General features: G+C 65.2%; 16 protein-coding genes. 10 read left to right on the top strand and 6 right to left on the bottom strand.

Annotation, left to right across the window (positions count from 1 at the left end; genetic code table 11):
* Positions 1-66 precede the first annotated feature (66 nt).
* From ASE00_RS16310 to ASE00_RS16300, 3 genes are read left to right on the top strand one after another with little or no spacing between them, the layout of a single operon-like run.
* Positions 67-1,251, top strand: a complete 1,185-nt coding sequence (locus ASE00_RS16310; protein WP_056382225.1) for a sulfotransferase family protein — start codon at positions 67-69, stop codon at positions 1,249-1,251.
* Entirely contained in the window at positions 1,248-5,153 is a 3,906-nt protein-coding gene (locus tag ASE00_RS16305) for a glycosyltransferase (RefSeq protein WP_056382223.1), read from the top strand. The genes ASE00_RS16310 and ASE00_RS16305 overlap by 4 nt, the downstream gene beginning before the upstream one ends.
* 12 nt (positions 5,154-5,165) lie before the next feature.
* Positions 5,166-6,149: a M23 family metallopeptidase gene (locus tag ASE00_RS16300; RefSeq protein WP_056382221.1), complete on the top strand. Its 984-nt coding sequence runs from the start codon at positions 5,166-5,168 to the stop codon at positions 6,147-6,149.
* 16 nt (positions 6,150-6,165) lie between these two features.
* Here ASE00_RS16300 and ASE00_RS16295 read toward each other — a convergent pair whose 3' ends face one another.
* Positions 6,166-7,605 carry a class I adenylate-forming enzyme family protein gene (locus ASE00_RS16295; RefSeq protein ID WP_162256476.1) on the bottom strand — a complete coding sequence of 480 codons (1,440 nt, stop codon included), beginning with the start codon at positions 7,603-7,605 and terminating at the stop codon, positions 6,166-6,168.
* A gap of 52 nt (positions 7,606-7,657) precedes the next feature.
* On the opposite strand from ASE00_RS16295, the gene ASE00_RS16290 reads away from it, so the two are divergent.
* From ASE00_RS16290 to ASE00_RS16275, 4 genes are read left to right on the top strand one after another with little or no spacing between them, the layout of a single operon-like run.
* Complete coding sequence (locus ASE00_RS16290) at positions 7,658-8,461, top strand: hypothetical protein (protein WP_156405469.1); 804 nt, start codon at positions 7,658-7,660, stop codon at positions 8,459-8,461.
* Positions 8,462-8,463: 2 nt separating this feature from the next.
* Positions 8,464-8,742, top strand: a complete 279-nt coding sequence (locus ASE00_RS16285; RefSeq protein ID WP_056382213.1) for an acyl carrier protein — start codon at positions 8,464-8,466, stop codon at positions 8,740-8,742.
* 10 nt (positions 8,743-8,752) lie between these two features.
* Positions 8,753-9,991, top strand: a complete 1,239-nt coding sequence (locus ASE00_RS16280; RefSeq protein ID WP_056382630.1) for a glycosyltransferase — start codon at positions 8,753-8,755, stop codon at positions 9,989-9,991.
* Positions 9,988-10,875: a sulfotransferase family protein gene (locus ASE00_RS16275; RefSeq protein ID WP_056382212.1), complete on the top strand. Its 888-nt coding sequence runs from the start codon at positions 9,988-9,990 to the stop codon at positions 10,873-10,875. The genes ASE00_RS16280 and ASE00_RS16275 overlap by 4 nt, the downstream gene beginning before the upstream one ends.
* A gap of 429 nt (positions 10,876-11,304) precedes the next feature.
* On the opposite strand, the gene ASE00_RS16270 is transcribed toward ASE00_RS16275, so the two are convergent.
* The 5 genes from ASE00_RS16270 to ASE00_RS16250 all read right to left on the bottom strand — a co-directional run bounded on the left by ASE00_RS16270 (position 11,305) and on the right by ASE00_RS16250 (position 18,579).
* Positions 11,305-12,513, bottom strand: coding sequence for a calcium-binding protein (locus ASE00_RS16270; RefSeq protein ID WP_235538716.1), 1,209 nt, complete (start codon positions 12,511-12,513; stop codon positions 11,305-11,307).
* A 394-nt stretch (positions 12,514-12,907) separates the two neighbouring features.
* Positions 12,908-13,708, bottom strand: a complete 801-nt coding sequence (locus ASE00_RS16265) for a sulfotransferase domain-containing protein (RefSeq protein ID WP_056382208.1) — start codon at positions 13,706-13,708, stop codon at positions 12,908-12,910.
* Positions 13,705-15,108 (bottom strand): HlyD family type I secretion periplasmic adaptor subunit, encoded by a 1,404-nt coding sequence (locus ASE00_RS16260; RefSeq protein WP_056382206.1) that lies wholly within the window; start codon positions 15,106-15,108, stop codon positions 13,705-13,707. The genes ASE00_RS16265 and ASE00_RS16260 overlap by 4 nt, the downstream gene beginning before the upstream one ends.
* Entirely contained in the window at positions 15,105-16,826 is a 1,722-nt protein-coding gene (locus ASE00_RS16255) for a type I secretion system permease/ATPase (protein WP_056382204.1), read from the bottom strand. Before ASE00_RS16255 ends, ASE00_RS16260 begins: the two co-directional genes overlap by 4 nt.
* 91 nt (positions 16,827-16,917) lie before the next feature.
* Positions 16,918-18,579: a TolC family outer membrane protein gene (locus ASE00_RS16250; protein ID WP_162256475.1), complete on the bottom strand. Its 1,662-nt coding sequence runs from the start codon at positions 18,577-18,579 to the stop codon at positions 16,918-16,920.
* A gap of 257 nt (positions 18,580-18,836) precedes the next feature.
* Between ASE00_RS16250 and ASE00_RS16245 the strand changes: the two genes are divergently transcribed.
* The 3 genes from ASE00_RS16245 to ASE00_RS16235 are packed head-to-tail and all read left to right on the top strand — an operon-like array spanning position 18,837 to position 26,279.
* A complete protein-coding gene (locus ASE00_RS16245) occupies positions 18,837-23,012 on the top strand; it encodes a glycosyltransferase (protein ID WP_162256474.1) in 4,176 nt (1,391 codons plus the stop codon).
* Between the two features lie 49 nt (positions 23,013-23,061).
* Positions 23,062-23,715: a sulfotransferase family protein gene (locus ASE00_RS16240; RefSeq protein WP_056382199.1), complete on the top strand. Its 654-nt coding sequence runs from the start codon at positions 23,062-23,064 to the stop codon at positions 23,713-23,715.
* Between the two features lie 2 nt (positions 23,716-23,717).
* Positions 23,718-26,279 carry a class I SAM-dependent methyltransferase gene (locus ASE00_RS16235; RefSeq protein ID WP_235538714.1) on the top strand — a complete coding sequence of 854 codons (2,562 nt, stop codon included), beginning with the start codon at positions 23,718-23,720 and terminating at the stop codon, positions 26,277-26,279.
* Positions 26,280-26,310: the final 31 nt, after the last annotated feature.

The following is a 26,310-nucleotide window of genomic DNA, read 5'->3' as shown; positions in this document are numbered from 1 at the left end:
GGGCTTTTCTCCGGCGAGCGGCTAACCGTCGCCCCCGGAGCCAAGCAGAGCGAAGCGGAGTGAAGATTGGGGCAAGCCGCTAACAGCCAAGCGCGCACCGCTATCCTGGTGCTGGGCATGCACCGGAGCGGGACTTCCGCGCTTGCGCGGCTGATCGGCTATCTTGGTGCAGCGCTGCCCGCCGACGCGATCGATGCCCATGCCGACAATGCGCGCGGCTATTGGGAATCGGCGGCAATCGTCAAGGCCGATGACCAGCTGCTGCGCGTCGCGCGTTCGAGCTGGTTCGATCCGCGTCCGCTCGATCTGTCCCGGCTCGAAGCCTCGGCGCTGCGGTCGCGCAAGGACCGGATCTGGGAGGCGGTGACGGCGGCGTTCGGCGATGCGCGGCTGATGGCGATCAAGGACCCGCGCCAGTGCCGCTTCGTGCCCACGATCGTCGAGACGCTGGCCGAACATGGCGTCGCGGCGCGCGCGGTGCTGATGCTGCGCAGCCCGCAGGCGGTGGCGCGCTCGATCGCCAGCCGCGACGGGACGACGCCGGCTTTCGCGCATCTGCTGTGGTTGCGCCACATGATCGATGCCGAGCGCAACAGCCGTGGGCTGATGCGCGCGGTGATCGGCTTCGACGCGATGCTGGCCGACTGGCGCGATGCCACGCGCCGCCTGCTGCCGCTGACCGGTGGGGTGATGCCCGATGGCGAGACGGCGGCGGCGATCGACGGCTTTCTCGATCCGGCGCTGCGGCATCATGGCAATGCCGCATCGGACGGGCTGGAAGAGCCGTTGGCAGGCATCGTCGAGGCGGTTCGCGAAGGGCTCGAGACGCTGGCCGCGCGTGACGATGCCGAGACCCGCGCGGCGCTCGATACGGCTTATGCCCGGCTCGATGCCGCGCCGTGGCTGACGGACGACATCATCCACGACGAGCTGCGCCACCGCCGGATCGGCGTGGCGGCAGAACCGGAAGCCGCGCCTGCCGAGGCTGTGCCGGTACCACCCCGCCAGTCGATGCCCGCGCCGACTCCACCATATGCCGAGGCGGTGGCGATGATCCGCGACAGCGGGCTGTTCGACGAGGCCTGGTATCTTGCCCGCTATGGCGATGCCGCGGACAGCGGCCTCGATCCGGTCGAGCATTATCTGACGATCGGCGCGGCCAAAGGCTACAACCCCAATCCGCTGTTCGATACCGGCTTCTACGCGCGGCAGATGGCGCGGCGGATCGCGGCGGGCGGAGGCGGTCAGTGAAGGCAGCGCTGGTCCTTCACCTCTTCTATCCCGAGGTGGCGGTCGAGCTGATCGACCGGGTCGCGGCGATCGGTGCACCGGTCGATATCTTCGTGACACACAGCGTGCCACTCGACGCCAGCGTGCTCGACGCGTTGAAGCGGCTGCCGCGTGAACCCGAGATCATTCGGGTCGCCAATCGCGGCTGGGATATCGGCCCATTATTCGAACTGCTGCCGCTGCTGGCTAAGCGCGGTTATGATCTGATCGGCAAGCTGCACACCAAGAAGGGCGGGTCGGGCTATGCGCCCGAATGGCGACAACTCGCCTATGACGGGATGATCGCCTCCGAAGCGCTGGTCGGCGACATCGTCAGCGCTTTCGACGCGCATCCCGACCTGTCGCTGCTCGGCCCCGCGCCGCTCTACAAGTCGGTGGCGAGCCACCTTTTCCGCAATGCCGAGCTGTTGTCCGATCTGGCCCCGGCGCTGGTCGTCCCGGCCTATCCGCCCGCCGACTGGGGTTTCTTCGCGGGCACCTTCTTCTGGGCGCGGCGCAGCCTGCTCGAAAAGGTCGCGGCGCTGGCCGACTTCGGCGATACGGGGACGATCAGCCAGGAGCGCGACGGTGCGCTCGGCCACGCGGTCGAGCGGCTGTTCGGGCTCGCCCCGCTCGCGCTGGGCGGCAAGGTCGGGCTGGTCGAGGCTTGCGAGATCGCGATCATCAACGCGCCGGGCGTCCCCTCGCACGAGCCGGTGATCCAGACGCTCGTGGATGCTGCGGGGCTCGGCGTTGGCCCGGTCGACGACGAACTGGCAGCGCTGATCGCGAGCCACAATCCGCTGATCGACTATATCCGCCATGGCCGCGAGGCTGACGCGCTCGACCCCAATCTTTATTTCTCGAGCAGCTGGTACAATAGCATCCATGCCGATGTGCACGCTGCAGGGATGCATCCGCTCCACCATTATATCCACTATGGCGCTGCCGAAGGCCGATCGACCGGGCCGCTGTTCGACGGGGCCTATTACCGCAAGACCCATGACGATGTGACGGGCGATCCGCTGCGCCACTTCCTGGAGGTAGGCGCGGGCGAGGGGCGGGTTGCTATCCCGATCAGCCGTCCGCGCTACGAGACCTCGGATGAAAGACCGCGCCGCTTCTATCGCCACTTCGATATCGCGCGCGAAGCGGCTTTCCTGCGGAGGCTGGCCGAATTGCCTGAGGCCGCGCACCGCACAGCCGACGAGACGCTGATCAGCGTGATCATGCCCGCCTATAACCGGCGCGACCGCGTTGCCGCCGCGATCCGTTCGGTGCTGGCGCAGAGCCACGGCAAGTTCGAACTGCTGGTCGTCGACGATGGATCGACCGACGGCACCGCAGAGATCGCCGCCGCTTTCACCAGCGACCCGCGCGTCCGCGTAATCCAGGGTGCGCATGGCGGGGTGAGCGCGGCGCGCAACCTGGGCCTCGAAGCGGCGAAAGGCGAGATCGTCGCCTATCTCGACAGCGACAATAGCTGGAAGAGCTGGTTCCTCGACGTGATGGCGCTGTTCATGACCTCCGAAGGGCTCGACACCGCCTATTCGGGAATCGCGCTGCGCGACGAGCTCAACCAGCTGACCGGCTATCGCGGCGACGATTTCGACTGGGGTGCCTGCCTCGCCGAAAATTATGTCGATCTCAACGCCTTCTGCCACCGGCGAACGCTGACCGATCAGCTTGGCATGTTCGACCGCAACCTGCGGCGGATGGTCGATTGGGACCTGATCCTGCGCTACGCCAAGGGGCGGCCGGTCGGCTATGCGCCCTTCGTCGGTTGCGAATATCATGACGCCAAGAGCGACACCGGGCGGATCACGGTTAGCGAGCCTGCCGCCTTCCAGGCGCTCGTCCGCGCCAAGAACCATCTGGGCCTGCCCACCGGGCGCGACGCGCATGAACTGGCGGCGAAACTGAAGCTCAATATCGCGATCAAGATCGCCGCGCCCGAGGAGGAGAAGGCCGCCTGGGGCGACTTCCACTTCGCCGAGAGCCTGGCCGCCGCGATCGAGCGGCTGGGGCACAAGGCGCGGATCGATTTTCGCGGGCAATGGTATGGGCATTCGATCGCGAGCGAGGACCTCGTCATCGTCCTGCGCGGGCTGATCGCCTATGAGCCGCGCCCAGGGCAGATGTGTTTCCTGTGGAACATCAGCCATCCCGATCAGGTCGGCTTCGACGAATATGACCGCTACAGCCGGGTTTATGCCGCCTCGGAATCGCACACCGCGCTGCTCGATCATATCGTCCGTCCGCCGGTGGCGGCGATGCTGCAGGCGACCGACCCGTCGCGCTTCCATCCGATCGAGGGGGCAACGGGCCCGGAGGTCCTGTTTGTCGGAAATTCGCGCGGGGTCGATCGTGAGATCGTTCGCTGGGCGATCGAGGCGGGGCGCCCGCCGGTCATTTATGGTGACGGCTGGGACGGGCGGGTGCCCGCCGATCTGGTCAGGGCCGCCAATGTCGACAATCGCGAACTCGGCGCGCTCTATGCGGGGGCGGGGGCCGTGCTCAACGATCACTGGCCGTCGATGCGCGCCTTCGGCCTGCTCTCGAACCGGCTGTTCGACGTGGTCGGCAGCGGGGGCAGGGCGATTTCCGATCGGGTGCCGTCAATGGCGTCGGTGTTCGGTGACGCGGTGGCGCAGGTCTCGGGGCCTGCGGAACTGGCAGAGGCGATCGAGGCGATGGCCGCCCGGCCGCGCGGTGGCCCGGCAGCGAAGCTTGCTGCCGACTATGTCCATGCCGAGCACAGCTTCGACGCGCGAGCGCGGACCTTCATTGCCGATGCCTTCGCGATCCTCGGCCTGCCCGCACCCTTCGCTGTGCCCGAGCCCGACTTCGACAATCGGCTGACGGTCCACATCATCGCAAAGCACAGTGCGATCGGTCCGCAAAGCTCGGCCTATATAAGGCTGGTCGCGCCGCTGACCGACGAGAGCGTGACCGGCCGGGTGCGTTTGACCCTGGGTGCCCCTGAGGGCGCTGTCCCGGACTGCGACGTCTGTATCGTCCAGCGAACCGCGCTGCCGACGATCGAGGCGGTCGACGCGCTGGTACGGCGGCTGGGCGAGATGGGGGCGGCGCTGGTCGTCGATGTCGACGACGCCTTCACGCTGATCGGACCCGACCATCCCGAGCATGATCTCTATCGCCCGTTGAACGCCGCGCTGGACCGCGCCGTCGCGGCGGCGGCGGAGACCTGGTTCTCGACCGCCGAGCTGGCGGGGGCCTATGCCGGGCTGGGCCCGCGCAGCGCCATCGTGCCCAATGCGGTCGACCCCCGGCTGTGGCGCGACTGGCGGCATGGCCGGCCCGCGCCGTTCAGTGGGGACAGGGTGCGCATGGTCTATATGGGCACCCACACCCATGGCCCCGATCTGGCGATGATCCGCCCCGCGCTCGACGCGCTGCATGCCGAGCGGGGCGATGCGTTCGACCTGACGGTGATCGGCGTCGATCCCGATCTCGCGCCCGCGGCCTGGCTGCGCCGGCTCGCGCCGCCCGCCGACGCGGTCAGCTATCCGCGCTTCGTGCGCTGGCTGCGCGCGCAGGGGCCGTTCGACCTGGGGCTGGCTCCGCTCGCCGACAATGCGTTCAACGCCTGCAAGTCGGATATTAAGGCATTGGATTATGCCGCGCTCGCAATCCTGCCGCTGCTCAGCGATGGCCCGGCCTATCGGGCCGATCCGTTGCTCGGCGCGCATGCGCTGTTCGCCACCGCGGACGGCTGGCTCGATGCCTTGCGGACAGTGCTCGACGATCGCGCCGCTGCGGCCCGCCGCGCGAAGGCGCTGGAGGAGCATGTCTGGAACCGGCGCAGCGTCTCCGGCATTGCAGCCATGCTGGTCGAACGCCTGGAGGCGCTTCGCAGCTAGGAGACGTACATCGTGAAACGCGGCCTCATCCTCGTCGCGGCGTTGCCGCTATTGCTTGGCGCGGCGGGCGATGTCCCCGAGCTTATATTGCCGATCGCCTGCAAGCTGGGCGTGAGCTGCGCGGTACAGAATTATGTCGACGTCGATCCGTCGCCGGGGGTGAAGGATTTCCACTGCGGCCAGCGGACCTATGACAAGCATGGCGGCACCGACATCCGCCTGCAGAGCATGGCGCAGCAGAAGAGCGGTGTCGCGGTTCTTGCCGCCGCCACAGGGACCGTATTGCGCGTGCGTGACGGGGTTCCCGACATCTCGGTGAAGGAGCGCGGGCAGGCGTCGGTCGACAATGCCGAATGCGGAAACGGCGTCGTCATCGCGCATGCGGGCGGGCTGGAAACCCAATATTGCCACATGGCGAAGGGCAGCATCAGCGTAAAACCGGGCCAGAAGGTTGCGGCGGGCGCGCCGATCGGCAAGGTCGGTCTGTCGGGCAACACCGAATATCCGCACCTTCACATCACCGTGCGCAAGGATGGCGCGAGGGCCGATCCCTTCGCGCTGGGCGCGAAGCCCGGCCAATGCGATGGCGGCCGCAATATCTGGGCGGCTTCTTCGGGCCTGAACACCGGCTATCAGGGGGGGCAAGTGCTCAACGCCGGTTTCGCTACCGGGCCGGTGACGATGGCGATGGCGATGGAGCGAGGGGAGAGTCAGGAGCCGCGCCCGTCGCGCTCCGGCCCGGCGCTTGTGGCTTTCGTCCAGTCGATCGGCTTGCAGCAGGGTGACGTGCAGCGGCTGTCGGTGACCGCGCCGGGCGGGGCCGGCTTCGCCGAGAACCGGGCTCAGCCGCTCGATCGCGACAAGGCGCAGACGATCCTCTTCGCGGGCAAGAAGAGGCCGGCCGCGGGTTGGCCGGCTGGCCGCTATGTCGCGCATTATTCGGTCGAGCGCGGCGGACGGACGGTGATCGATCGCCGTTTCGCGATCACGCTCTGACCATCGGATTGATCGCCTATTTCCGCTCGAACAGCGGGAGCAGCGCGCGCTTGGTCACCTTGCCCTGGCTGTTGCGCGGCAGGCTATCGACGATGACGACGCGCTTGGGCGCGCGCAGCCCGAGGAGAGGGTGTGCCCAGCGCTGTATTTCGGGCGGTGTTAGTGCGCTTGCGCCGGCGAGCTCGACCGCTGCGACGGGAATATCGCCATGGATGCGCGAGGGCAGGGCGAGCGCGGCCGCATAGGCGATCTCGGGATGGCTCTCCAACGCCGCTTCGATCTCCTTGGGAAAGATGTTGAGGCCGTTCATGATGATCATCTCGTCCTTGCGGCCCTGGACGACCAGCTGGCCGTCCGGCCGGAGATAGCCGATATCGCCGGGGTGGAACCAACCGTCGCGGAAGCGCAGTGCGGTCTGCTCGGGATTGTCGAAATAGCCCTCGACCATGCCCGGCGTGCGCAATGCGATCTCGCCCGTTTCGCCCGGCGGCAGCGGCGCGCCCGCCTGATCGAAAATCTTAAGCTCGACTCCGTCGATGGGTCGCCCAGAACATTCGTCGTCGTCATGTTCTCCCGGCATGGCCATCGCGATCGCGCCGGTCTCGCTTGACGCGTAGCGGACGAAGAGGTGCCGCGAGACGGCTCGCTCGATCGCCTGGCGGGTCGCATAGGGCACGGCCGATCCGCCGGTGCGGATCTTGATGCCGCCGAGCGCTGCCGCATCCTTCAGATGGGGGAGTCCTTCGGCGTGCATCCGCGAGATGTCGAGACAGGTCACGTCCTTGGCGCGGACAAACCCGACCAGATCGGCATGGCCGTGGTCGATGAAGACGTTCGTGCCGCCATTCCACACGCAATAGAGCCGGTGGCGCTTGGAATTGTTATGTTCGATGCCGGCCAGCCGCAACAGCCGTTCGTCGGCATATTCCGGATGACGTTCGGCCTGTAGGCCGATCTGGGTTTCGGAGAAGGCGAGGATGTTGGTCTTGCCGGTCGTTCCCGAGGTGCGGAGGAAAAGCCGCCCGCTGCTTGCGGGGTCGCGGCGCCAATGCGTCGAGGCGCGCCTGGCCTGCCGGTCGGCGGGCCAGATCCGGACGCGGTCTGCCGCCTCCTGCTCGGACTGCCCCACGAGCACATGGGTCGCGCCCACCCGGTCCGCCAGTTCGTCGCGCATTGCCGGCTGATCATGGGTCGCCAGGGTGATCTGGCCCGCGCCGATGGCCAGCAGACTGAGCGAGGCGATCAGATGCTGAACCTCGTCCGCTATCAGCAGTCCAACGACCGAATCTTGCCCGACACCCGCCGCTTCAAGATAGGCGGCACCTTCGGCGATCAGTTCTGAAAGGGTTGCGTAATCGATCTCCACACTGTCGGTGACAATCGCGGTTCGCGCTGATACGCCCTGTGCGTGCATCGCGCAGCGATCAAGGAAATTCCGGGGGGAATCAGCGGACATGACCGCAAATCCATTCGCCGACTGTAGGGCGCGTGCCGAATATCTGCGGCGATTGATCGACCTCGAAAACGAGCTTTCTCCTTTGGAAATCTGGGACCTCTGGCAACGCCGGGCAGAACTGCCCGAGGCCATCATCGCGCCGCTGGGCAGAACGATCAAGATGATGATGCTGGGAGCAAAGGACTTGCGCCGCTTCGAACGGACGACGCTGTCCGAGAACGTGTTCCTCTACCGGGGGGCGGGGGGCGCCGGGCAAAAGACGCTGTTGATCGGCTTTGGCGGAAATGTGAACAGGCTGATGCTGCCGACCGCCATATTCCTTCAGTTCGTCCCTGACGCCGATTATGACATGCTTCTGCTCCGCGATCCGACGCGGTCGGGCTATCTGCGGGGGGTACCCGGTTTCGGCGACGATCTGGTCAAGATGGCGGACGCGATCCGCAGCCATGTCGATCTCGGCTCCTATCGCGAAGTGCGATGCGTCGGCACGAGTGGGGGCGGACAGGTGGCGCTCTATATGGGGCTGCTGCTAGATGCGCGCCGCGCGGTGTCGGTCGGGGGCAGGCACCGATCGCTTTCGAAGAAGGTGGCCGCGGGCGATGGTGAGTTTACCGGCTACGAACTGGACAAGTTCGTGCAGAACCTCGCACCGCGCAGCACCGAACTCATCAATCTGTTCGGTGCACAGTGCGAGCGCGACACTGAAGGCGCCAGATCGCTCGAGAAGGTCTTGCCCCAGCTCAAACCGGTGACCATTGCCGCTCTGGCGGAGCACAATGCCCTGGCTTATCTGCTGGAGCAGGGTTCGCTATCGAGTTTTTTCAGCCGGATTCTTTTGTCGGAAACGGTGGGGTGACGATGGAGGACCGCGTGCCGGAACATATGCAGCTGAGAGACGAGGCGCTCACCGCGCTGCGCAGCAATCCGCTGGTGTTTTTTCCCGAAGGCTATGAGGCGAAACTCCACGATGCAGATTTCGATCTTACGTTCGCCGATCTGGGGATGGACTCGCTTGCGGGAATGGAACTGAGCATCTGGCTCGAACTCGAAAAGGGTATCGAGGTCACCGAGGTCGAAATTCAGGAGATCGAATCCTTGAACGGTCTGGCGCGTTTCCTGGCGAAGGCCGGCGGTTAGAGGAATGTCGATGAGCAGGCGGGTCTTATTCGTCCACCAAAATTTCCCGGGTCAGTTTCCCCATATCGCGGACGCTCTCGTAGCGCGGGGCGACAAGGTCGCCGCGATCGGCGGCAAGACCGCCAAGGACCGTCCCGGCGTGAAGCTGGTGCGGTGGGACAATAAGCGCGGATCGACACCGGGAATCTTCGACGCGGCGACGCGCGCCGAGGCGGATCTCATCCGCGCGCGTGCCGCCGCCGCCGCCGCCGTTGAGTTGCGCAAGACCGGCTTCGTGCCCGACCTGATCATCGGCCACCCTGGCTGGGGCGAGACGATCCACCTCCGCGATATCTTTCCGGAGGCGCGGCTCATCCTGTTCGGCGAATTCTATTATCGCCAGTTCGGCGCCGATGTGAATTTCGATCGGGAGTTCGAGACCCCGACGCTCGAACGGGCCATGCGGACGAACGGGAAGAACGCGACCCAGTCGCTCGCTTATGTGATGGCGGACATGATCGTCAGCCCGACAGCTTTCCAGGCTTCGACTTTCCCCGATGTCATCCGCAACCGCATCAGGATCCTCCACGAGGGGATCGACCTGTCGCGCGCGCGCGCCAAACGCGATGCGCGCGTGACATTGCCCGATGGGAAGATACTCGACCGGTCGACACCGGTGATAACCTTCATCAACCGCCACTTCGAGCGGTTACGCGGCTTCCACATCTTCATGCGCGCCTTGCCCGCCTTTCTGGACGCGGTGCCCGAGGCCCATGTCGTTGCGATCGGCGAGGATGGGACCGGTTATGGCGGGGACCGAAGCGACGGCAAGGGGTGGCGCGAGGCAATGCTCGCCGAACTGGGCCCTCGACTGGAGCGCAATCGCGTCCATTTCGTCGGCCGGGTGCCCCACGAGACGATGATCGACATATTCTCGATCGGTGCGGCGCATGTCTACTATACCTATCCCTTCACGCTGTCCTGGTCATTGGTCGAAGCGATGGCATGCGAAAGCCTGATCATCGGATCGGACACCGCGCCGGTGCGCGATGCCATCACCAACGGCAAGGATGGGTTGCTGCTGGATTTCTTCGATGTCGGAGCATTGTCTCAGGCGATGATCGACGCGGTGCGCCATCCTGATCGCTATGCCGCGCTGCGCGGGCAGGCCAGGCTCACGGCGCTCGAACGGTTCGATCGGGAATCGATTGGTGTGCCGGGCTGGCTGGCGATGGTTGATGAAGTACTGGCTGGGGGTTCGGTGGGATGACGGTGCCGCAGGCGCGTTTCAGGCCGCTGTTCGTCTGCGGCAGTCCCAAGTCGGGAACGACCTGGTTGCAGAAGATCCTCGACGCCCACTCCCAGATAGCCTGTGCGGGCGAGGGGCATTTCATTGAGCAGATCGCCAATCCGATGGTCCGTCTGCTGCGTGGCTACAATGCCAAGCTGAAGCAGGTCGACGAACGTGTCTTCCAGGGCAGGGCCCCCTATCAGCCGCTCGCCGAAGCGGAAATCATCCAGATTGCGCGCGAGATGATCGTCAGGCTGATGCTGCGCCAGCAGCCGCCGGCGGGAACCCTGTGGCTAGGAGACAAGACGCCGCGCTACACCGAAGGGCTCAAGGAACTGAAAATTCTGTTCCCGGCCGCCCGCTTCATCCACATCGTCCGCGACCCCCGCGATGTTGCCGTGTCGCGGCTTCATCATGCGAAGCGTGCCGGTTATGATGACGCGTTGACGGCCGGTTCCGACACTTATTACGAAATGGTCGGTAACGCCGCTGCTGCCTGGGCGCAGCATAATGGCAATGTTGCGGCGTTCGTGGCCTTGGCCCCCGCCAACGCGGAGATGCTTCACCAGATAGGCTATGAAAGACTGCTGAGCGATTTTGACAGAGTAGCGGCCGAGTTGTTCGCCTTTCTGGATGTCGATCATGGTCCAACCGTTATCGCCAAGGTGCGCAGCGAAACTGACTTCGAACAGCTGTCCGGGCGCAAGCAGGGCGATGAGGACCCTGCATCGTTCTTCCGAAAGGGCGTCGCGGGAGACTGGAAAGGCCGGTTGGACCAACGCGCGTTGGAGATTATCGAGCAGCAGTGCGGCAAGCTCATGGGCAGATACGGTTATAATCGCTTGTCAGGGGCAAGCGCCTGACCACTCTGAATATAGTTACTTGATCGCACCGTTCGCCGCCGTCGACGTTTCACGCCTCAATCTCGATCACGCGAAGCCGCGCCATGCCTTGATTTGTCGTTGCATAGGTGCAGGGCAAAATAGGTCCGTCCGCGGAACTGCTTTGAAGCCAGCCGACAACTCCAAACTGGTCGCACGAATAACCGGTCCGCGCTGCGGAATCCGTTCTCGTAAGCGCATCCTCAGGCCTATCGCTAGCCAATCCATGTGACGATAGGCTCTTGTTTCATACCGGGGCAAAAGGATCGCGGTGGATTATCGCTTTAAATTCGTTTGGCAGGCGTCGATTACCGAAGTCTCGCGGCGCGCTCGGCGAGATCGAACAACAGCTTCCGAACAAAGAAAAAGGGCCGGCAAAGCCGGCCCTTCCCCAAATCGATATGCTATCGATTACGGTGCAACGACGATACCGAAATCGTCGGTCGTCAGGTCAGCAGCGGTGACGCCAGTGAGCTTGATAGCCGAGTCAATCGTGGTGTCGACCGTATATTCACCGTCGCTGTCATAGAACAGGTAGGTGTCGGCACCAACCTGCATGGCCGCGATCGCGCCAGTCGCATGGTTCACAAGGAGCGAGCTAGCATAGGTCTGCGCTGCCGCGGCAGTGCTGAAGGTTACGCCGTCGCCCTGGAGAACGATATCGCTCGCCGCGTTCAGACCGGTGAGGGTGATATCCAGCACGTCGGTGCCGACAGTGAAGTCGGTAACCGTATCGACCAGGCCGAAGACGTCCGATTCTTCATCGGTGCTTGCGATCGGAGCGTCGAGCGTATCGAAAACGAACACGTCTGCGCCAGCGCCGCCGGTCAGAATGTCAATGCCGTCGCCGCCATCGATGGTGTCGTCGCCGAGGTCGCCCAGGATGACGTCATTGCCGGCGTCGCCGCCAACGAGGTCATTGTCGGCACCGCCACGGAGCGAGTCGTTGCCGTTCTCGCCGTAGATGGTGTCTTCGCCCTTGTTGCCGTTGACGGTGTCGTTCTCGCTGCCGCCCTGGATGTAGTCGTTGTCGCCACCGCCGTTGATACGGTCCGAACCATCGTCACCATAGAGCTGGTCTTCGCCAGCGTTGCCCTGAATGTAGTCATTGCCGCTGCCACCGTTGATTTCGTCGTCGGTGTCGGTGCTGGGATCGCCGGTCAAGCCGAAGCCGTAAAGGTGATCATTGCCGTCGCCACCCTCGAGCGTGTCGTCACCGGCACCACCGAACAGGTTGTCGTGGCCATCATTGCCAACCAGCGAATCGTCGCCGGTACCGCCGAAGATGTTGTCAGCGCCCGAACCGCCCTGGATCGAGTCATCGCCAGCGAAGCCATAAGCATAATTGCCATCGGCGTTCGTGGTGAACGCGAAGTCGTTGTCGGTGCCGTCGCCGAGGACGATCGTGGAATCGGTGCCAGCGATGAACGAGCTGACGAAATCGATGCTGCCCGCGCCAGCGAGGTCAGCGCCCGTGAACGCCAGAGTCTTGCCGCCCGAGGTCACAAAAGTGATGTCGAGGCCCGTGCTCGAAACCGAAACATTCGCCGGAGTAGCCGCGGCGGACGAGAAGCGCAGAATGTCGCCGGGGGCGAAGTTTTCCGCATCCTCGCTCGTCATCTCTTCGAAAATATAAGTAGCCATTAGAAACCTCCAGTTGAACCTAACCCGGGCAAGCAGCGTGCCACCTCCCGTTTACACGAGCGGGAAGCGCCCCTTGCCGCCCGCGAACCGATCCCCCGTGGCATGGTTCGACGAGCAAGCCCAGTTCGTTGCTTAGCCAAGCTTTCTCAACCACGCAACAGGCAAAAAGCGCACCGCAGCATTGGCGATGTGCGATTTATAAAGCTGCGGGGTACTCGCCAATTTAATATCAACATGCCCTTTTCGGCAAAAATCGATGGAAAGCCGCCGCCATCCAATGATTTTAGGTCATTCCGGCGCTTCATGGTGGCGATATCCAAGAACAAAGCGCCCCTAAGCGGTCACTATAGCTAAAGTAGCGGAAACATATCTACTTTACGGCATTTGCCGATGCTGCTGATTTCGTCCAACTGCCTCTCCAGTCTTCCAAGTCTATGCCGGTCAGCTGGGAAAAATGAGTTAAATCAGCGGTATAGATTTGGGTAAGTAGGCGAATGTCCGCAGGGAGCAGCTGCGACGGATAGTATTGCTCCCGCGCGGCATGAACGAGCCGCGGCGCGATGGAATCAGGCGGCGTTTGCTCCAAAAGGGAGGCAACTCGTCGCAGTGCAGCGCCGGGTTCGTCGCGAAGATCCTCGGATCGCAGGAACAGGCATTGCTCGCGCGGAAACGCCGAAAGCAGGCGCTTCACCTGCGCACCGTAAAATCCCCGCTCGACATAGCTGAACACGCGATGATGTCCGGGTGCGGATGGATCGCCGGAGTGGAGCCTTTCCCGGCCTTCGCGGATGCACCATTGAAAGGGCTGTTTCTCCTTACCCTTCGCATATTCCATCTTCCAGTGCGACCAGGCGCGCTCGATGGGATCGCGGAACACGAGGATGATCTTCATCGCCGGGTTATAGGCCGCGATCCGCTCGACAGCGTTCGGCCAGTAACTGTAGATTGGTGTGGCTTCCCCCCATATCCTGCCGTCATCGACGAACAGGCCGTGATAGGGCGCGTAATCGGGCCGGTCCCAATCGACGCGCTCCTCGTCGTCGAAGAAATGCGCCTCCTTCACGTCCGGGAGCTGCAGGCCCGGCAGATCACGCAGATATTCGAACAATGCGGTGGTGCCACCCTTCTGGACCCCCGCGACGAGAAATTCGACTTTGCGCCCCCCGTTCATTTCTCGCGCATGGAGTCATGGATAGCGTTGGTGAAGGGCTGCACGAGATAAGCCATGATCGACCGTGACCCCGTCACGATGGCGACGCTGGCTTGCATGCCGGGTGTGAGCTTCACGTCTGGACCAGCCTTGGCGAGCTCTTCCGGTGTGATCGAAACCTCGGCCAGGAAGTAAGAGCCTCCGGTCTTCTCATTTACCTTTGCATCCGCGGACACGAGGATGACATGTCCCTCGACTGGCGGCGTCGTGCGGGTGCTGTACGCGGTCAGGGTGACGCGGGCCGGCATCCCCACCTTCACGTCCGCTATGTCCTTCGGCGCTATTTCGGCCGCGACGATCATCTTGGCATTCGCGGGGACGATCTGCATCAGGAGCTGGCCCTGGGTCGCGACGCCGCCTTCGGTGAATTGAGTCAGGCCGAAGACATAGCCGGTGACGGGAGCGCGCAGTTCGGTCTGGGTGACCTGCAACAGAGTAGAGCGCAACTTCGGCTCATTCTCCGAAAGCTGGTCTTGCGCCTGGCGGATGCCATCGGCGACTTCGGTCTGATGCTTATTCTCCAGCTGCGCGATCTGCAGCCGGATTTCGCCGATCGACTGGCGGGCACGGGCCATTTCAGCGGTCATCGAGCCGCGCTGGCCACGGATGCTGACCGCGTTGCGTTCCAGCGCCAGCCGTCGGCTCTCAGGTGCGTAACCCTGCCGGCTCAGCTCGCGGACGTCGCGCAATTCCTGCTGGACCAGATCGGTCTGGTCGTCGATCGATTGCGCCTGGATGCGCAGGCCCGAAAGCTGGGTCGAAAGCTGCTGAGCCTGCGACTGGAGCACCTGCGCCTGGCTCCGGTAGAGCAGCATCCGAGTATGAAACAGCGATCGCTGCGCCTCCATCAGCGCGGCGACGCGCGGATCGGCCGAGCGGCTGGTGAGCTCATAGGGAAACTGAACGTCCGAGGCGTTGGCGGCCTCGGCCTGGAAGCGCGCGATATTCGCCCGGGCGCTGTCGACATTGTTCTGATAGACGTCGACCACGGCCTTGCTCTGGGTATCGTCGAAGCGGATCAGTAGCTGGCCCTTGGTCACGCGCTGGCCCTCGCGGACCAGGATCTGACGCACGATGCCGCCTTCCAGCCGGCGGATGTCCTTGCTGTTGTTCTCGACGCGGACGATGCCTTGCGCCAGCACGGCGCCCGAGATCGACAGCAGCGCCCATAGCAGCAGGGTCACGACCAGCAGGCCTACGATCACCAATCCGCCGATGATCGGCCGACGCACAGAGCGACGCAGTGCCGCCTCATCATCGGCCTGCGGAGCGATATAGGCGACGGCGGCCTCGTCGCTATCCGGATCGATCTCGGGTTCGGAGCGTGTGATCAAGCGGCGAAAATCATGGAGCAGTTTCACGACTGAGCCTCCGCAAGGGCGGGGCGCTGGCTCCCCTGCAACGCCCGAAGCACTTCTTCGCGCGGGCCATAGCTGTTGATCTGGCCGCTGCGCAGCACCATCAGCTTATCCGCGATGGCGAACATGCTCGGCTTGTGCGAAACCATGACTATTGTCGCGCCGCGCGCCTTGGCGCCTTCCAGCGCCTTGAGGAGCGCGGCCTCACCGTCCGCGTCAAGATTGGCATTGGGTTCGTCGAGGACGATCACCTTGGGGTTGCCATAGAGGGTGCGTGCCAGTCCGACGCGCTGCCGCTGGCCCGCCGACAAAGTGGTACCGGCTTCGCCGAGCTGCGTTTCATAGCCGTGCGGCAAGCGCAGGATCAACTCATGCGCCCCCGCCGCCTTTGCTGCAGCCACGATGTCGGCATCGTCGGCTGAGGTCGAAAAACGGCAGATATTTGCGCGCACGGTGCCCGCGAACAATTCAGTATCCTGCGGCTGATAGGCAACATGGCGCCCGAAGTCGGCGCGGTCCCAGCTGTAGACGTCGGCGCCATCGAGGCGGACGGTGCCGCTGTTCGGCTTCCAGATGCCGCACATCAGGCGCAGCATCGTCGACTTGCCGGCGCCGGACGGCCCGATGATGCCGACCATCTCGCCCGGCAGGATTTGGAAGCGAAGGTTGACCAACACAAGGTTGGGCGCGCCGGCGGGCGCGAAGCTGACATTCTCGAAGCCGATATTGCCGGTGGGGGTCGGCAGCTGGGTCGCGGGGACCGGGGGCTCATAGCTGTCAAGAACCTCCTCGAGGCGCCGATAGGCCTGAAGCCCGTCGAGCAGGCTTTTCCAAGAGCCCATGATGCGGTCGATTGGCGCCAGCGCGCGCGACGAGAGGATCATATTCGCGAACAGCAGCCCCGAGGCGATGTTGCCGATGATGATCAGCCATGCGCCGAGCGCGATGATGCCGATCTGGATCATCATGCGGACGAAGCGGATGGATGTGCTGTAGAAGCTCGACCGCTGTCCCGCGACCACGCCCATCTGCAGCGAAACCTGCCGATAATGCGCCCACGCCGCGCCCAGCGTAGGCAGCATGCCCAGTGCCCGGACGATCTCCGCGTTCCGTAACGCCTGGTCGGTGAAAGAATAGCTCTTTATTGCCGCCTGGCTCTGCTGCTTCAGGGCGTCATGGGTGGCGCGGTCCTGCAGAAAAGCGAGCAGCAGCAATATCGCCCCGCCGACAAAGGTCAGCGCACCGATCCACGGATCAATCACGAACAATATGCCCATGAACACCGGAATCCAGGGGAGGTCGAGCAGAACCGCGACGCCCTGGCCGGATATCAGCGACCTGACCGTGTCGAGATCGCGTAGGGCTTGAGCCTGTGATCCGCCCTTGCGTCGCACTACGAGGTCGAACAGCGCCGCAAAGGTCCCGCTGGCCAGCTTGCGATCGAAGGCGATGCCATAGTTGATCAGCACCTGGCCGCGGAAATTGTCCAGGATGCCCGACACCAGGAACACCAATGCTGCGCCGACGGTCAACACGATGAGCGTCGAACCGCTATGGCTGGTCAGAACGCGGCTGTAGATCTGGTTCGTGTAGATCGGCAGGGCCAGATACAATAGATTGCTTGCCAGGCTGAACAGGCCGACGAAGAGAAAGGACTGCTTGCCGAGCGCGAGCGCTTCGGCCAGCGGCGCCGTTTCTTTCTGGGAGGAGGCGGTTTTCATCGGGAAAGTTCGGATCCTGAATATGGTGGCCGCCGGCGGGCTAATGGGCGGGCGCCTCTTATCATGGTGGCTGACGGGCGGCGAAAGCTTTTCACTGGGGCGCCTTTTGGGGCGCTTTCTCGTCGCCGGGCGCGGTCTCATAATATTGCAACGATGGCGGAAGCTTGCCGGCTTCGCGCAGCGGACTTTCCTTGATCGGGACCAGCGGCGCGCTGGTGAAGCGCTTGTCGGGCGTGGCCGGCATCGCAGGCGAACCGGTCGGTTTCGGCTGATCGGCGCGGCGGAGATCGGGCTTGCGCTTGCCGACGATCGGCGCCGAACCGACATGATCGAGCAGCATCATCGCCGGATCGGTCGGAAACAGTCCGCGCCAGCGGACCTTCTTGAACTCGGCCTCGGGGTCCTTGGCCGGAATCGCCGAATTGACCGTGCGCGCGTCGAGGCGTCCCATCGCCAGCAGCAGCGCGCTGCGCGCGACATATTCGGTGTAGCGGCTCGACAGCAGATTGAGCTGCGCGCTCGCCAGTTCCTGCTCGGCATTGAGCACCTCGGTCGGGCTACGCAGCCCGTAGCTCTCCTCGCGCTGCATGCCCGCGAAGGCGATCTGGGTCGCTTCCACCTGACGCGTGCCCGACACGAGACCCACCCGTGCGGATGCGAGCTGGTTCCAGGCGAGGACGACATCCTGCAAGGCCTGGCGGCGTTCACTGTCGACCACCGCCTGCGCGGCGTTGTTCTGGTCCTGGGCCTGGCGGATGCGAGATCGGATCGCGCCGCCCTGCCACAGCGGCTGAGTCAGCGTGACTTGCGCGGTGACGTCGGTGTTGTAGTCGCGGAAGCTCGGATCGCGCAGATCGCCCGACTTGCCAGCCTGGGCCGAGATAGTCACGCTGGGCCGCTGCGCGCCGCGCTGTTCGGCGATATTGGCGCGCGAGGCCACTTCGCTGTGCCGTGCCGCCTGTAAACTCGCATTTTCCGCATCGGCCACGGTGAAGGCTTCGTCGATCGTCTCGGGCAGGCCAGGCAGCTCGGGCAGCGGCTGGAGTTCGCCTGGCTCATGGCCGACGATGCGGAGATAGTCGCCGCGGCTGACCGCAAGCTGCGCCTGTGCATTTGCGATCTGGACCTCGCCTGAGGCAAGGCGGGCATCCGCCTGCGCGACATCGGTGATGGTGACGTCGCGCACCTTGCGGCGGGTGCGCCGTTCATCCAGCTGCTCGCGCAGCACCGCGACATTCTCGCGCGTTACGATCAGGCGACGCTGGTCCCGCAACACTGCCGCATAGGCGGCTATCACATTCTGGATGACCTCGCCCTCGACGCGCCGGAGCTGTTCCTCGCTGGCATGTACATTGGCGCGGGCCTCTTCCAACGCGCCGCGAACGCGGCCGCCGCTGTAGACCTGCTGTCGCAGGTTGAGTGTCGCATCGCCAGTCCTGTCATTGTTTTCGATCACTCGCGTAGGACTGATGCGTTCCTTCGTATATCGATATTGCGCCGTGGCGTTGACCGACAGAGTCGGTCCATATTGGGAACGCGTCTGGACATAGGTCTCGTTGACGCTCTTCTGCCGGTAGCGCTGCTCGGTCAGCGTCGGATTGGTGGCATAGGCAGACGCCACCGCATCCATCAGCGTCTCGGCCGAAGCCGGCGCCGTCGCGACCAGCGCCGTCGCCGCGCCCAGCAGCAGCGTCCAGCCACGCGGCCTGTTGCGAGCTTTACTGCTGGTGATCGGATCGATGATAACGGTCATCCAATTCGCCGCCCCATAAAACGCCGGCGGCTCCCAACCAGGCATGCGCTTCATGCCGGTTGGGCCCCATAGCCGCCTGTGCGCGGCTGTCAATCGCGATCCTCTCCTTGCTGGAGGCTTAACGACTTGCGCTTAAACCGCTCTTCTTCCTAAGAAGCCGCCTTCCCATGTCGCGTCACGCGGCCTTTGTCCGGCAGGATCCGCCCGCATGCCCGTCGCTATTTCGTCATATCGCCCGGCATGGTAGCGAGCTTCGCATGACGGGGGGATTTTGGCGACGGCGGGCGATGAAGAGCGCTTATGCCCGGGGGAATGCCGCCCGCGACGCGCGGCAATGGCATGCCGCTGCCAAACATTATCGCCGCTTCCTGCGCTATCAGCCCGATCACTTCGGGATATGGGTCCAGCTCGGCCATATGCTGAGCGAACTGGGCGACGCCGGCGGTGCCGATCAGGCTTATCGCACCGCCCACGCGCTCAACCCCGCCGATTCCGACCTAGCCCTGTGCCGCGGGCATCTCGCGATGCGCTGCGGCGAACGCGAACAGGCGGCCGCGCTATATCGCGAAAGCGTGGCGCTCGACGGCAATGAACAGGCGGCGCTGGCGCTGGCCGGCATGGCCACCCCGGCGGAGCAAGCGGACGCCGCGGCTTTGCCCGGGGCGGAACCTGCGGAGGCCCCGCGCGGCGGCGTCTTGCAGGGCTGGTACCAGCGCGAAGTATCGGGCCTGCTGTACGGCGACGACGATCGGGCCTGGGTCGAATTTCGGGCGGGCGGGCGGCTCGTCGGACAGGCGGTGCCGGAGCCCGACGAGGGGGGCGCGCTGGTCTTTCGCGCGATCCTCGACATCGATCTGGGCGACGATGGCGAAGGGGTGGAGGTGGTCGCGCGCCGGATGCCCGACGGTGTCGAACTCGAATCCTCTCCCGTCGAGCTCTTCCCGCCGTCGCGCCATCCCGCCGATCATCCGGTCGCGTGGAGCGTGCCTTGCGAGGTGGTCAAGCCTTTAGCGCTGTCGGGAGACAGCGAGATCGCGCTGTTCGTCACCCATTCGCGCAGCGGCAAGATCAAGCCTCACGTCCTGCCCTATCTGCGCGCGCTGAAGGCGAAAGGGCTCGGCATCGTCCTGATCGCCACGGTCGACCGGCCGGTCGACCTGCCCGCAGATCTTATTGCCGAGGCTGACGCGCTGATCGTGCGGCGCAACGCAGGCTATGACTTTGGCGCGTGGAGCCACGCGCTGAAGCTCTATCCGCAACTCTATGGCGCGGCGACGCTCTATCTGGTGAACGACAGTGTGTTTCCGGCGGCCGACGAGGCGCGGATCGGCGCGATCGTCGATCGGGTACGGGCGAGTACGGCCGATCTGATCGGGCTGACCGAGAGCCATGAGTGGCGCTGGCATGTCCAGAGCTACTTTCTCGCGATCAAGTCGCGCCTGCTCTGCTCGCGCGGCTTCCACGGCTTCATGAACGATCTGCGGCTGCTCACCCGCAAGGATCACGTCATCCGTGCCTATGAGGTCAGCCTCGGCGAGATGGCGGAACGCGACGGCTTTGCGGTCGACATTCTCTTTCCCAGCGCCACCGCCATCAATCCGACGCTGTTCGGCTGGCGGCAGCTGATCGCCGATGGCCTGCCTTTCGTGAAGCTGCTGCTGCTGCGCGGCGAGTTCGCGAAAGCCGACATTGACGGATGGCGCGAGACGCTGGCGGAGGCGGGCTTCGACGTCGGACTGGCCGAGGCGACGCTGGCGGCGGCGGCAGAAACCGGGCCGGTCGACGATGGCGGACGCCTGCTCGCCCGCCGCTTGCCCCGCGAGGTCCAGGCCGGGGCGCCGTTGCGCGTCGCCTTCTTCGGGCCGTGGAATTACGACAATGGTCTCGGCCATGCCAGCCGGGGGATCATCGGCGCGATCCGGCGGACCGGTGCGCTGGTCAATCTCCACCCGATCAAGCTGCCCTTCCATGTCCATAAGCCGCTGGCGCCGCCGGTCGATATCGTCGATTTCGAGGGACGAGCGGATATTGCGGTGATCCACCTCAACCCCGACAGCTGGCATCTGCTGACCGACTGGCAGCGCGGCGCGATCGCCGAGGCCGGGCGGCGGATCGGCTATTGGGTGTGGGAGATGGGACATATCCCGCCCGCCTGGCGGCGCAATTTCGGCGCGGTCGACCGGATCTGGGCGCCGAGCCGCTATTGCGCGGACCTGTTCGCGGCGCAGGGCGAGGCCCCGGTCGACGTCGTGCCGCATGTCGTGCCGCTGCCCGAGCCGCAGCCGCTCGATCGCACCGCCGCGCTCGCCCGGCTGGGCCTGCCCGCCAATCGTCGCGTCATGCTCTATATCTTCGACGGATCGAGCTATCTGGTCCGCAAGAATCCGGCCGCGCTGGTCCGCGCCTTTTCGGCGTCTGGACTGGCCGCGCGCGGCTGGTCGCTGGTCCTCAAGACCAAGCATCTCAACGACCGGCCCGAGGAGGGCGCGGCTTTCCAGGCGCTTGCCGACGCGACCGACGGCGTGGTGCTGGTCGACCGCGCCATGGCGGCCGACGAGCTGGCCGAACTGACCGCGCTCGCCGACCTCTATGCTTCGCCGCACTGTTCGGAAGGCTTCGGCCTGACCATCGCCGAGGCCATGGCCGCAGGCAAGCCGGTGCTCGCGACCGATTTCGGCGGGAGCCGCGACTTTCTCGACGCCAATGTCGGCTGGCCGGTGAAATGGCATCCCTGGCGGCTCGAACAGGATTTCGGTCATTACACCGAGGGAGGCGATTGGGCGCGGATCGATGAGCCGGCGCTCAGTGCGGTGCTGATCCGCGCCGCCGATGCGATCGAAGCGGGCAACGACGGGAAGGGCGAGGCGGCGCGCGCACGGATCGGCGCGCTGCTGTCGCTGGAGGCCGTCGCTGAAAAGGTTTCGGCGAGTTTCGCCGCGACGGTCGAAGCGCCTGCCGACCCCGGCGGCGTTCCGGTCACCGCTAATCTTTCCCTGGGCGTGCCCGTGGAGCGCGCCGTGCTCGGCGAGACGCTGCGGATCATCGCCCTGGCGCCCGACGGGGCGCTCGATACCGCCATGCCCGACGATTTGCCGGCCGACCGCGATCACTGGATCGTGCTGGCGCCCCGCGGCGCGGTGCTGGCCCCGCTGTTCGAGCGGGCCTGGCGCGAGGCCGCGGAAGCCCGCCCCGACGTCGGCATCTTCTACGGCGACGATTTCGCCGCCGCTGCGGAGCAGGGTCTCGACCAGCTTCGCCTGAAGCCCGCCTTCGACCTGACCCTGCTGGCCGCGCAGGATTATATCGGCGCGCCGTTCATCGTCCGCGCCTCGATCCTCGCCGAACTTGGCCTGCGGCCGGAAACCGGCGCGGCGCTGCTCGACGACCTACTCCTTCGCGCGCACCATGCCGGCGTGTCGATCGAACGGATAACGCAGGTGCTGCTGGCCTATCCGGGCGAGCGGCCGCGCGTCGACGCGACAGTCCGCAAGGCGATGCTCGAGCGGCAGCCGCTGTTCGCGCACTACCGTTTCGCGCCGGGGCGCGTTTCCGGCAGCCTGGCGCAGTGGCGCGACTTCGGCGGCGACTTACCAGCGGTCTCGCTGATCATCCCGACCCGGCGCAGCAAGATCCCGGGCGCGCGGACGACCTATGTCGAAAGTCTGCTGAAGGGGATCGCCGCCGCCGACTGGCCGATGGAACGGCTGACCGTGATCGTAGGTGACGACATTGCCGGCGAACCGGCCTGGGCCACGCGAGCCTGGCCCTTTGCGCTGCGGCGGATCGAGACGCCGCGCGGCGCTGACGAGCCGTTCAATTATGCCGCGAAGATGAACCGGTTGTGGCGCGCCGCGGAAACCGAACAGATCGTGCTGATGAATGACGACCTGACACCCGCCGATCCGGGCTGGCTGAAGGCGCTGGTTGGCTTCGCAATGGACGAAACGGTCGGCGGTGTCGGCGGGCGGCTGCTCTATGCCGATGGCCGGTTGCAGCATGCCGGAATCGCCCCGCTGTTCGCGGCGATCGCCCATGCCTGGGCGGGCCGGGCGAAGGCGGGCGGCACTTATCAGGACTGGGCGCTCGTCCAGCGCCAATGGTCGATGGTGACGGGGGCGCTTTTCGCCACCCGCCGGTCCCTGCTCGAGGAAATCGACGGTTTCGACGAACGCTTCACCCTCGAATATAACGATGTCGATATGTGTCTGCGGCTGCGCGCCCTGGGCTACCGCATCATCTGCACGCCGGAGGCGGAGATGGTCCATGCCGAAAAGGCGTCGCGGGGCGACATGCCTGCCGGGGGGGATCAATATGCGCTGTTCCACCAGCGCTGGATAGGCTGGCTGAACGCAGACCCGTCCTGGCATCCGGGTCTGCGCCGCGACCTGTTCGAGGTGACGCCGGCCGATGATGGGAGCGCCTGGTATCGCTGACCGGCATTTGTCGCTTTTCTGGCGTCCGGCGAGCCGCTAACCCGTCGCCATGGTGAAGCGCAAGCTCTTCGGAATAGGCTATAACAAGACGGGCACGAGCACGCTGGGCGCATGCCTGCGGCAGCTCGGCTATAATCATGTCTCGCACAACGGGCCGATGCTCGACGCCTATGGCCGGGCGGATTTCGACCGGGTGATCGCCGAAACACGCAAATATGACAGCTTCGAAGATTGGCCCTGGCCGCTCATGTTCCGGCAATTCTATGCCGAATATGGCGACGATGCCGACTATGTCCTGACCGTGCGGGCGTCGCCGGAGATATGGCTCGAATCGCTGAAGAAGCATTCGCTGACCACCAATCCGGACCGACCGATGCGCACGGTAGCGCTCGGCCGCAAATATCCGCATGGCTATGAGGCCGAGCATATCCGGAAATATGAAGAGCATAATGCGACGGTGCGCGCCTATTTCGCCGCCCGTCCGCGCGCCCGCTTCATCGAGCTGTGCTGGGAGCGGGGCGATGGCTGGACCGAATTATGCGCCTTCCTCGGGTGTGACGTGCCAGACGCGCCTTTCCCGCATATCCGGCCGAACGAAAGCGGTATCGATCCGCGGCTCATCGAACGCAACAAGGCCAATATCGCCGCGCAGCTCGCGCGGATCGCGCAAGGCGAAACGCCGCCCATGGCGATGGGGGCCTGACCGTGACCGCTACCCCCGGGCTTCCGCCCGCCTTCGATGCCGATCATTATCTGGCTGCCAATCCGGATCTTGCGATCACGCGCGACGAGGCCGCCGGCCATTATCAACGCGTCGGCCGCGCCGAAGGGCGTGTGGCGTCGCCGCTGGCGCTGCGCGAGAATCTCATCAGGCTGATCGACGACGGCCGGTCGGTGCTGGAGATCGGGCCGTTCTGCGATCCGCTGCTGCGCGGGCCCAACGTCGCTTATCTCGACGTGCTCGACGCTGAGCAGCTGCGCGCCCGCGCAAGGGAAATCGGCAAGGATCCGGCACAGTGCCCTGCGTGGATCGACTATGTCGGCGGGCTCGAGCAGGTCCGCCGCCGCTTCGACGCGGTGATCAGCAGCCATGCGATCGAGCACAATCCCGATCTGATCCACCATCTCGAACAGGTCGAGCGCATCCTCGAACCCGATGGGCTGTTCTGTCTCATCATTCCCGACAAGCGCTATTGCTTCGACCATTATATCGCAGAGAGCACGATCGCAGGGGTGTTGCAGGCGCACCGCGACCGGCGCGGCACGCATAGCCTGGCCAGCGTGATCGAGCATGTCGCGTTGACGACGCATAATGACTCGGCGCGCCATTGGGCGGGCGATCACGGGCCCAGCGTCCCGCCCGACCGCGCCGAACGGTTGCGCAACGCGATCAGCGCGTTCGACACCAGCGGGGGCGGATATATCGACGTTCACGCCTGGTACTTCACGCCGGCCAGCTTCTCAGAGATCATCGAGGCGCTGGGAACGCTGAACCTCACCGGCCTGGAGGTGGCGGGCGTCTACGATTCCGCGCAGGGCCGAAATGAATTCTGCGCCGTGTTGCGCCTCGCCCCGGCGGCGCGCGAACGCGCGGTCCGGCGTGCAGCGGGCGACGGGGTGATTGTCCTACAGACCGCCGACGCCGAGCGCGATGCGCCCGTGCTCGCGGTCAGCGCCCCCAACGTCCGCGAATATTGCCGCCGTCACGGCCTCGGCTACGAAAGCCGCATCGGCGGCGGGGTCGGTGATACCGGGCAGGCGGGTTCCAGCCGCGCCGCGTTGCTCGCGGATCTGACGGCGCGGGGCTTTGGCGGGTGGGCGCTGTGCCTCGGCGCGGATGCTTGGTTCGAGGATCTCGATTTCGATCTGGCCGCCTATCTGGCCGAGCATGGCGACCGCGCCGCGATCGTCCCGGCTCCGCAGACTGGCGAGCCTGAAGGCGTGGCGCTGATCAATCTCGGCCATCCGCTTGGCCGCGAATGGGCCGCGCGATCGTCCGCCGTGATCGGCGATGCGCTTCTCATCGAGCGGAGCGGCCTGATCGATGGCGTCCATGCGCGCTTCGTCCGCCGGCCTTCGCGCGACGTTTCGGCTTTCGACAGCCGGCTGAACGCGGTGGCCGAAGCGGTGAACATGGTCTTCCGCCGGGATGGACGCATCGCGGTCGCCCGGCCATCGGCCGAGGAGGAGCGCTGGACGGCGCGCTTTGCGCATGCCGGCGCGCGGTCGCTGGCGCTGGTGGAGGCGCCGGTCCCTGCGGCACGGGCCGATCTGCTCCCGACGATCATCGCCGCCTGGAGCGCCGTTCCCCGGCCGGAAGAGACTGATCCACTTTGGAGTGACTTCACCGAAGCGCTCGCGCGGCAGGACGCCGAAGCTCTCGCCGCCCAAATGGCCGGTCTGGGCCGCTCCGGCATCGCCCAGGGCTTTCTCGGCGGGGCACGCCAGCACAAGCGGGCGCAGGATCGCGTCTTCGCCGATCGGCTCGCGCGCTGGACCTATGACAAGCTGCTGTCGCTGGCCGAGGCGGTGGGCGCGGTGCGGCTGGAAAACCCGGAAAACGGACCGTGGGGCGCAACGCCACAGCTCGATCCAGCGCGGCTGTTCAGCGATATCGAGGCGGTGCTCGACGCCAACCTGAGCCCGCCCGCTTCGATCGGCGGCTATCTGGGCATTGAGGTCGGCGGCGGACGGATCGTCCACATGCGGATGCTCGATGCGATCCATGCGGCCTGGCGGGCCCGCCAGATCGTCCAGTGCTTCGGCCCAGGCGAGGGGGCGCGGATCGCGGAGATCGGCGGCGGGGCAGGGCTGATCGCCTATTATGCGGCGCGGCTCGGCATTGGCCGCTACCATCTGTTCGACTCCTCCGCGATGAACGTCGTGCAGGCCTATGTGCTGAAGGGTTCGGGCCTCGACATATCCTTGCCCGGCGAGCCGGCCCGGGGGCTGGCGATCCTCGACGCGCGCGAGCTCGGAGCCGCGAAACCGGCTTCGATCGATCTGCTGCTCAGCGTCGATTCGCTGTCGGGCATGGACCGCCCCGAAGCCATCGCTCATCTCGCCGAGGCGCGGCGTCTCGGCGTCGGTTACCTGCTCAGCATCAACCAGGAGGCCAGGCTTGCCGACCAGACGCCGGTAGCCGATCTGGTTCACCTGGCGGGCGGTTATGCGCTCGTGTCGCGCCACCGCCACTGGCTGCGCGCGGGCCATGTGGAAGAACTGTATCGGATCACCATTTCCGCGCATGGCGAAATGAGAGGGTGATCGCTATGTGCGCATCCTGTCTGTAGGTGCC

It is taken from the genome of Sphingomonas sp. Root710 (assembly GCF_001429065.1).
In the GTDB taxonomy this organism is placed as follows: Bacteria; Pseudomonadota; Alphaproteobacteria; order Sphingomonadales; family Sphingomonadaceae; genus Rhizorhabdus.
This window is presented reverse-complemented; position numbering and strand designations above follow the sequence as displayed.

Coding starts and splice junctions, on each gene's coding strand:
- ASE00_RS16295 (WP_162256476.1), bottom strand. CDS start 7,605: ATGTCCGCTGATTCCCCCCGGAATTTCCTTGATCGCTGCGCGATGCAC.
- ASE00_RS16285 (WP_056382213.1), top strand. CDS start 8,464: ATGGAGGACCGCGTGCCGGAACATATGCAGCTGAGAGACGAGGCGCTC.
- ASE00_RS16280 (WP_056382630.1), top strand. CDS start 8,753: ATGAGCAGGCGGGTCTTATTCGTCCACCAAAATTTCCCGGGTCAGTTT.
- ASE00_RS16275 (WP_056382212.1), top strand. CDS start 9,988: ATGACGGTGCCGCAGGCGCGTTTCAGGCCGCTGTTCGTCTGCGGCAGT.
- ASE00_RS16270 (WP_235538716.1), bottom strand. CDS start 12,513: ATGACGAGCGAGGATGCGGAAAACTTCGCCCCCGGCGACATTCTGCGC.
- ASE00_RS16265 (WP_056382208.1), bottom strand. CDS start 13,708: ATGAACGGGGGGCGCAAAGTCGAATTTCTCGTCGCGGGGGTCCAGAAG.
- ASE00_RS16255 (WP_056382204.1), bottom strand. CDS start 16,826: ATGAAAACCGCCTCCTCCCAGAAAGAAACGGCGCCGCTGGCCGAAGCG.
- ASE00_RS16250 (WP_162256475.1), bottom strand. CDS start 18,579: ATGACCGTTATCATCGATCCGATCACCAGCAGTAAAGCTCGCAACAGG.
- ASE00_RS16245 (WP_162256474.1), top strand. CDS start 18,837: ATGACGGGGGGATTTTGGCGACGGCGGGCGATGAAGAGCGCTTATGCC.
- ASE00_RS16240 (WP_056382199.1), top strand. CDS start 23,062: ATGGTGAAGCGCAAGCTCTTCGGAATAGGCTATAACAAGACGGGCACG.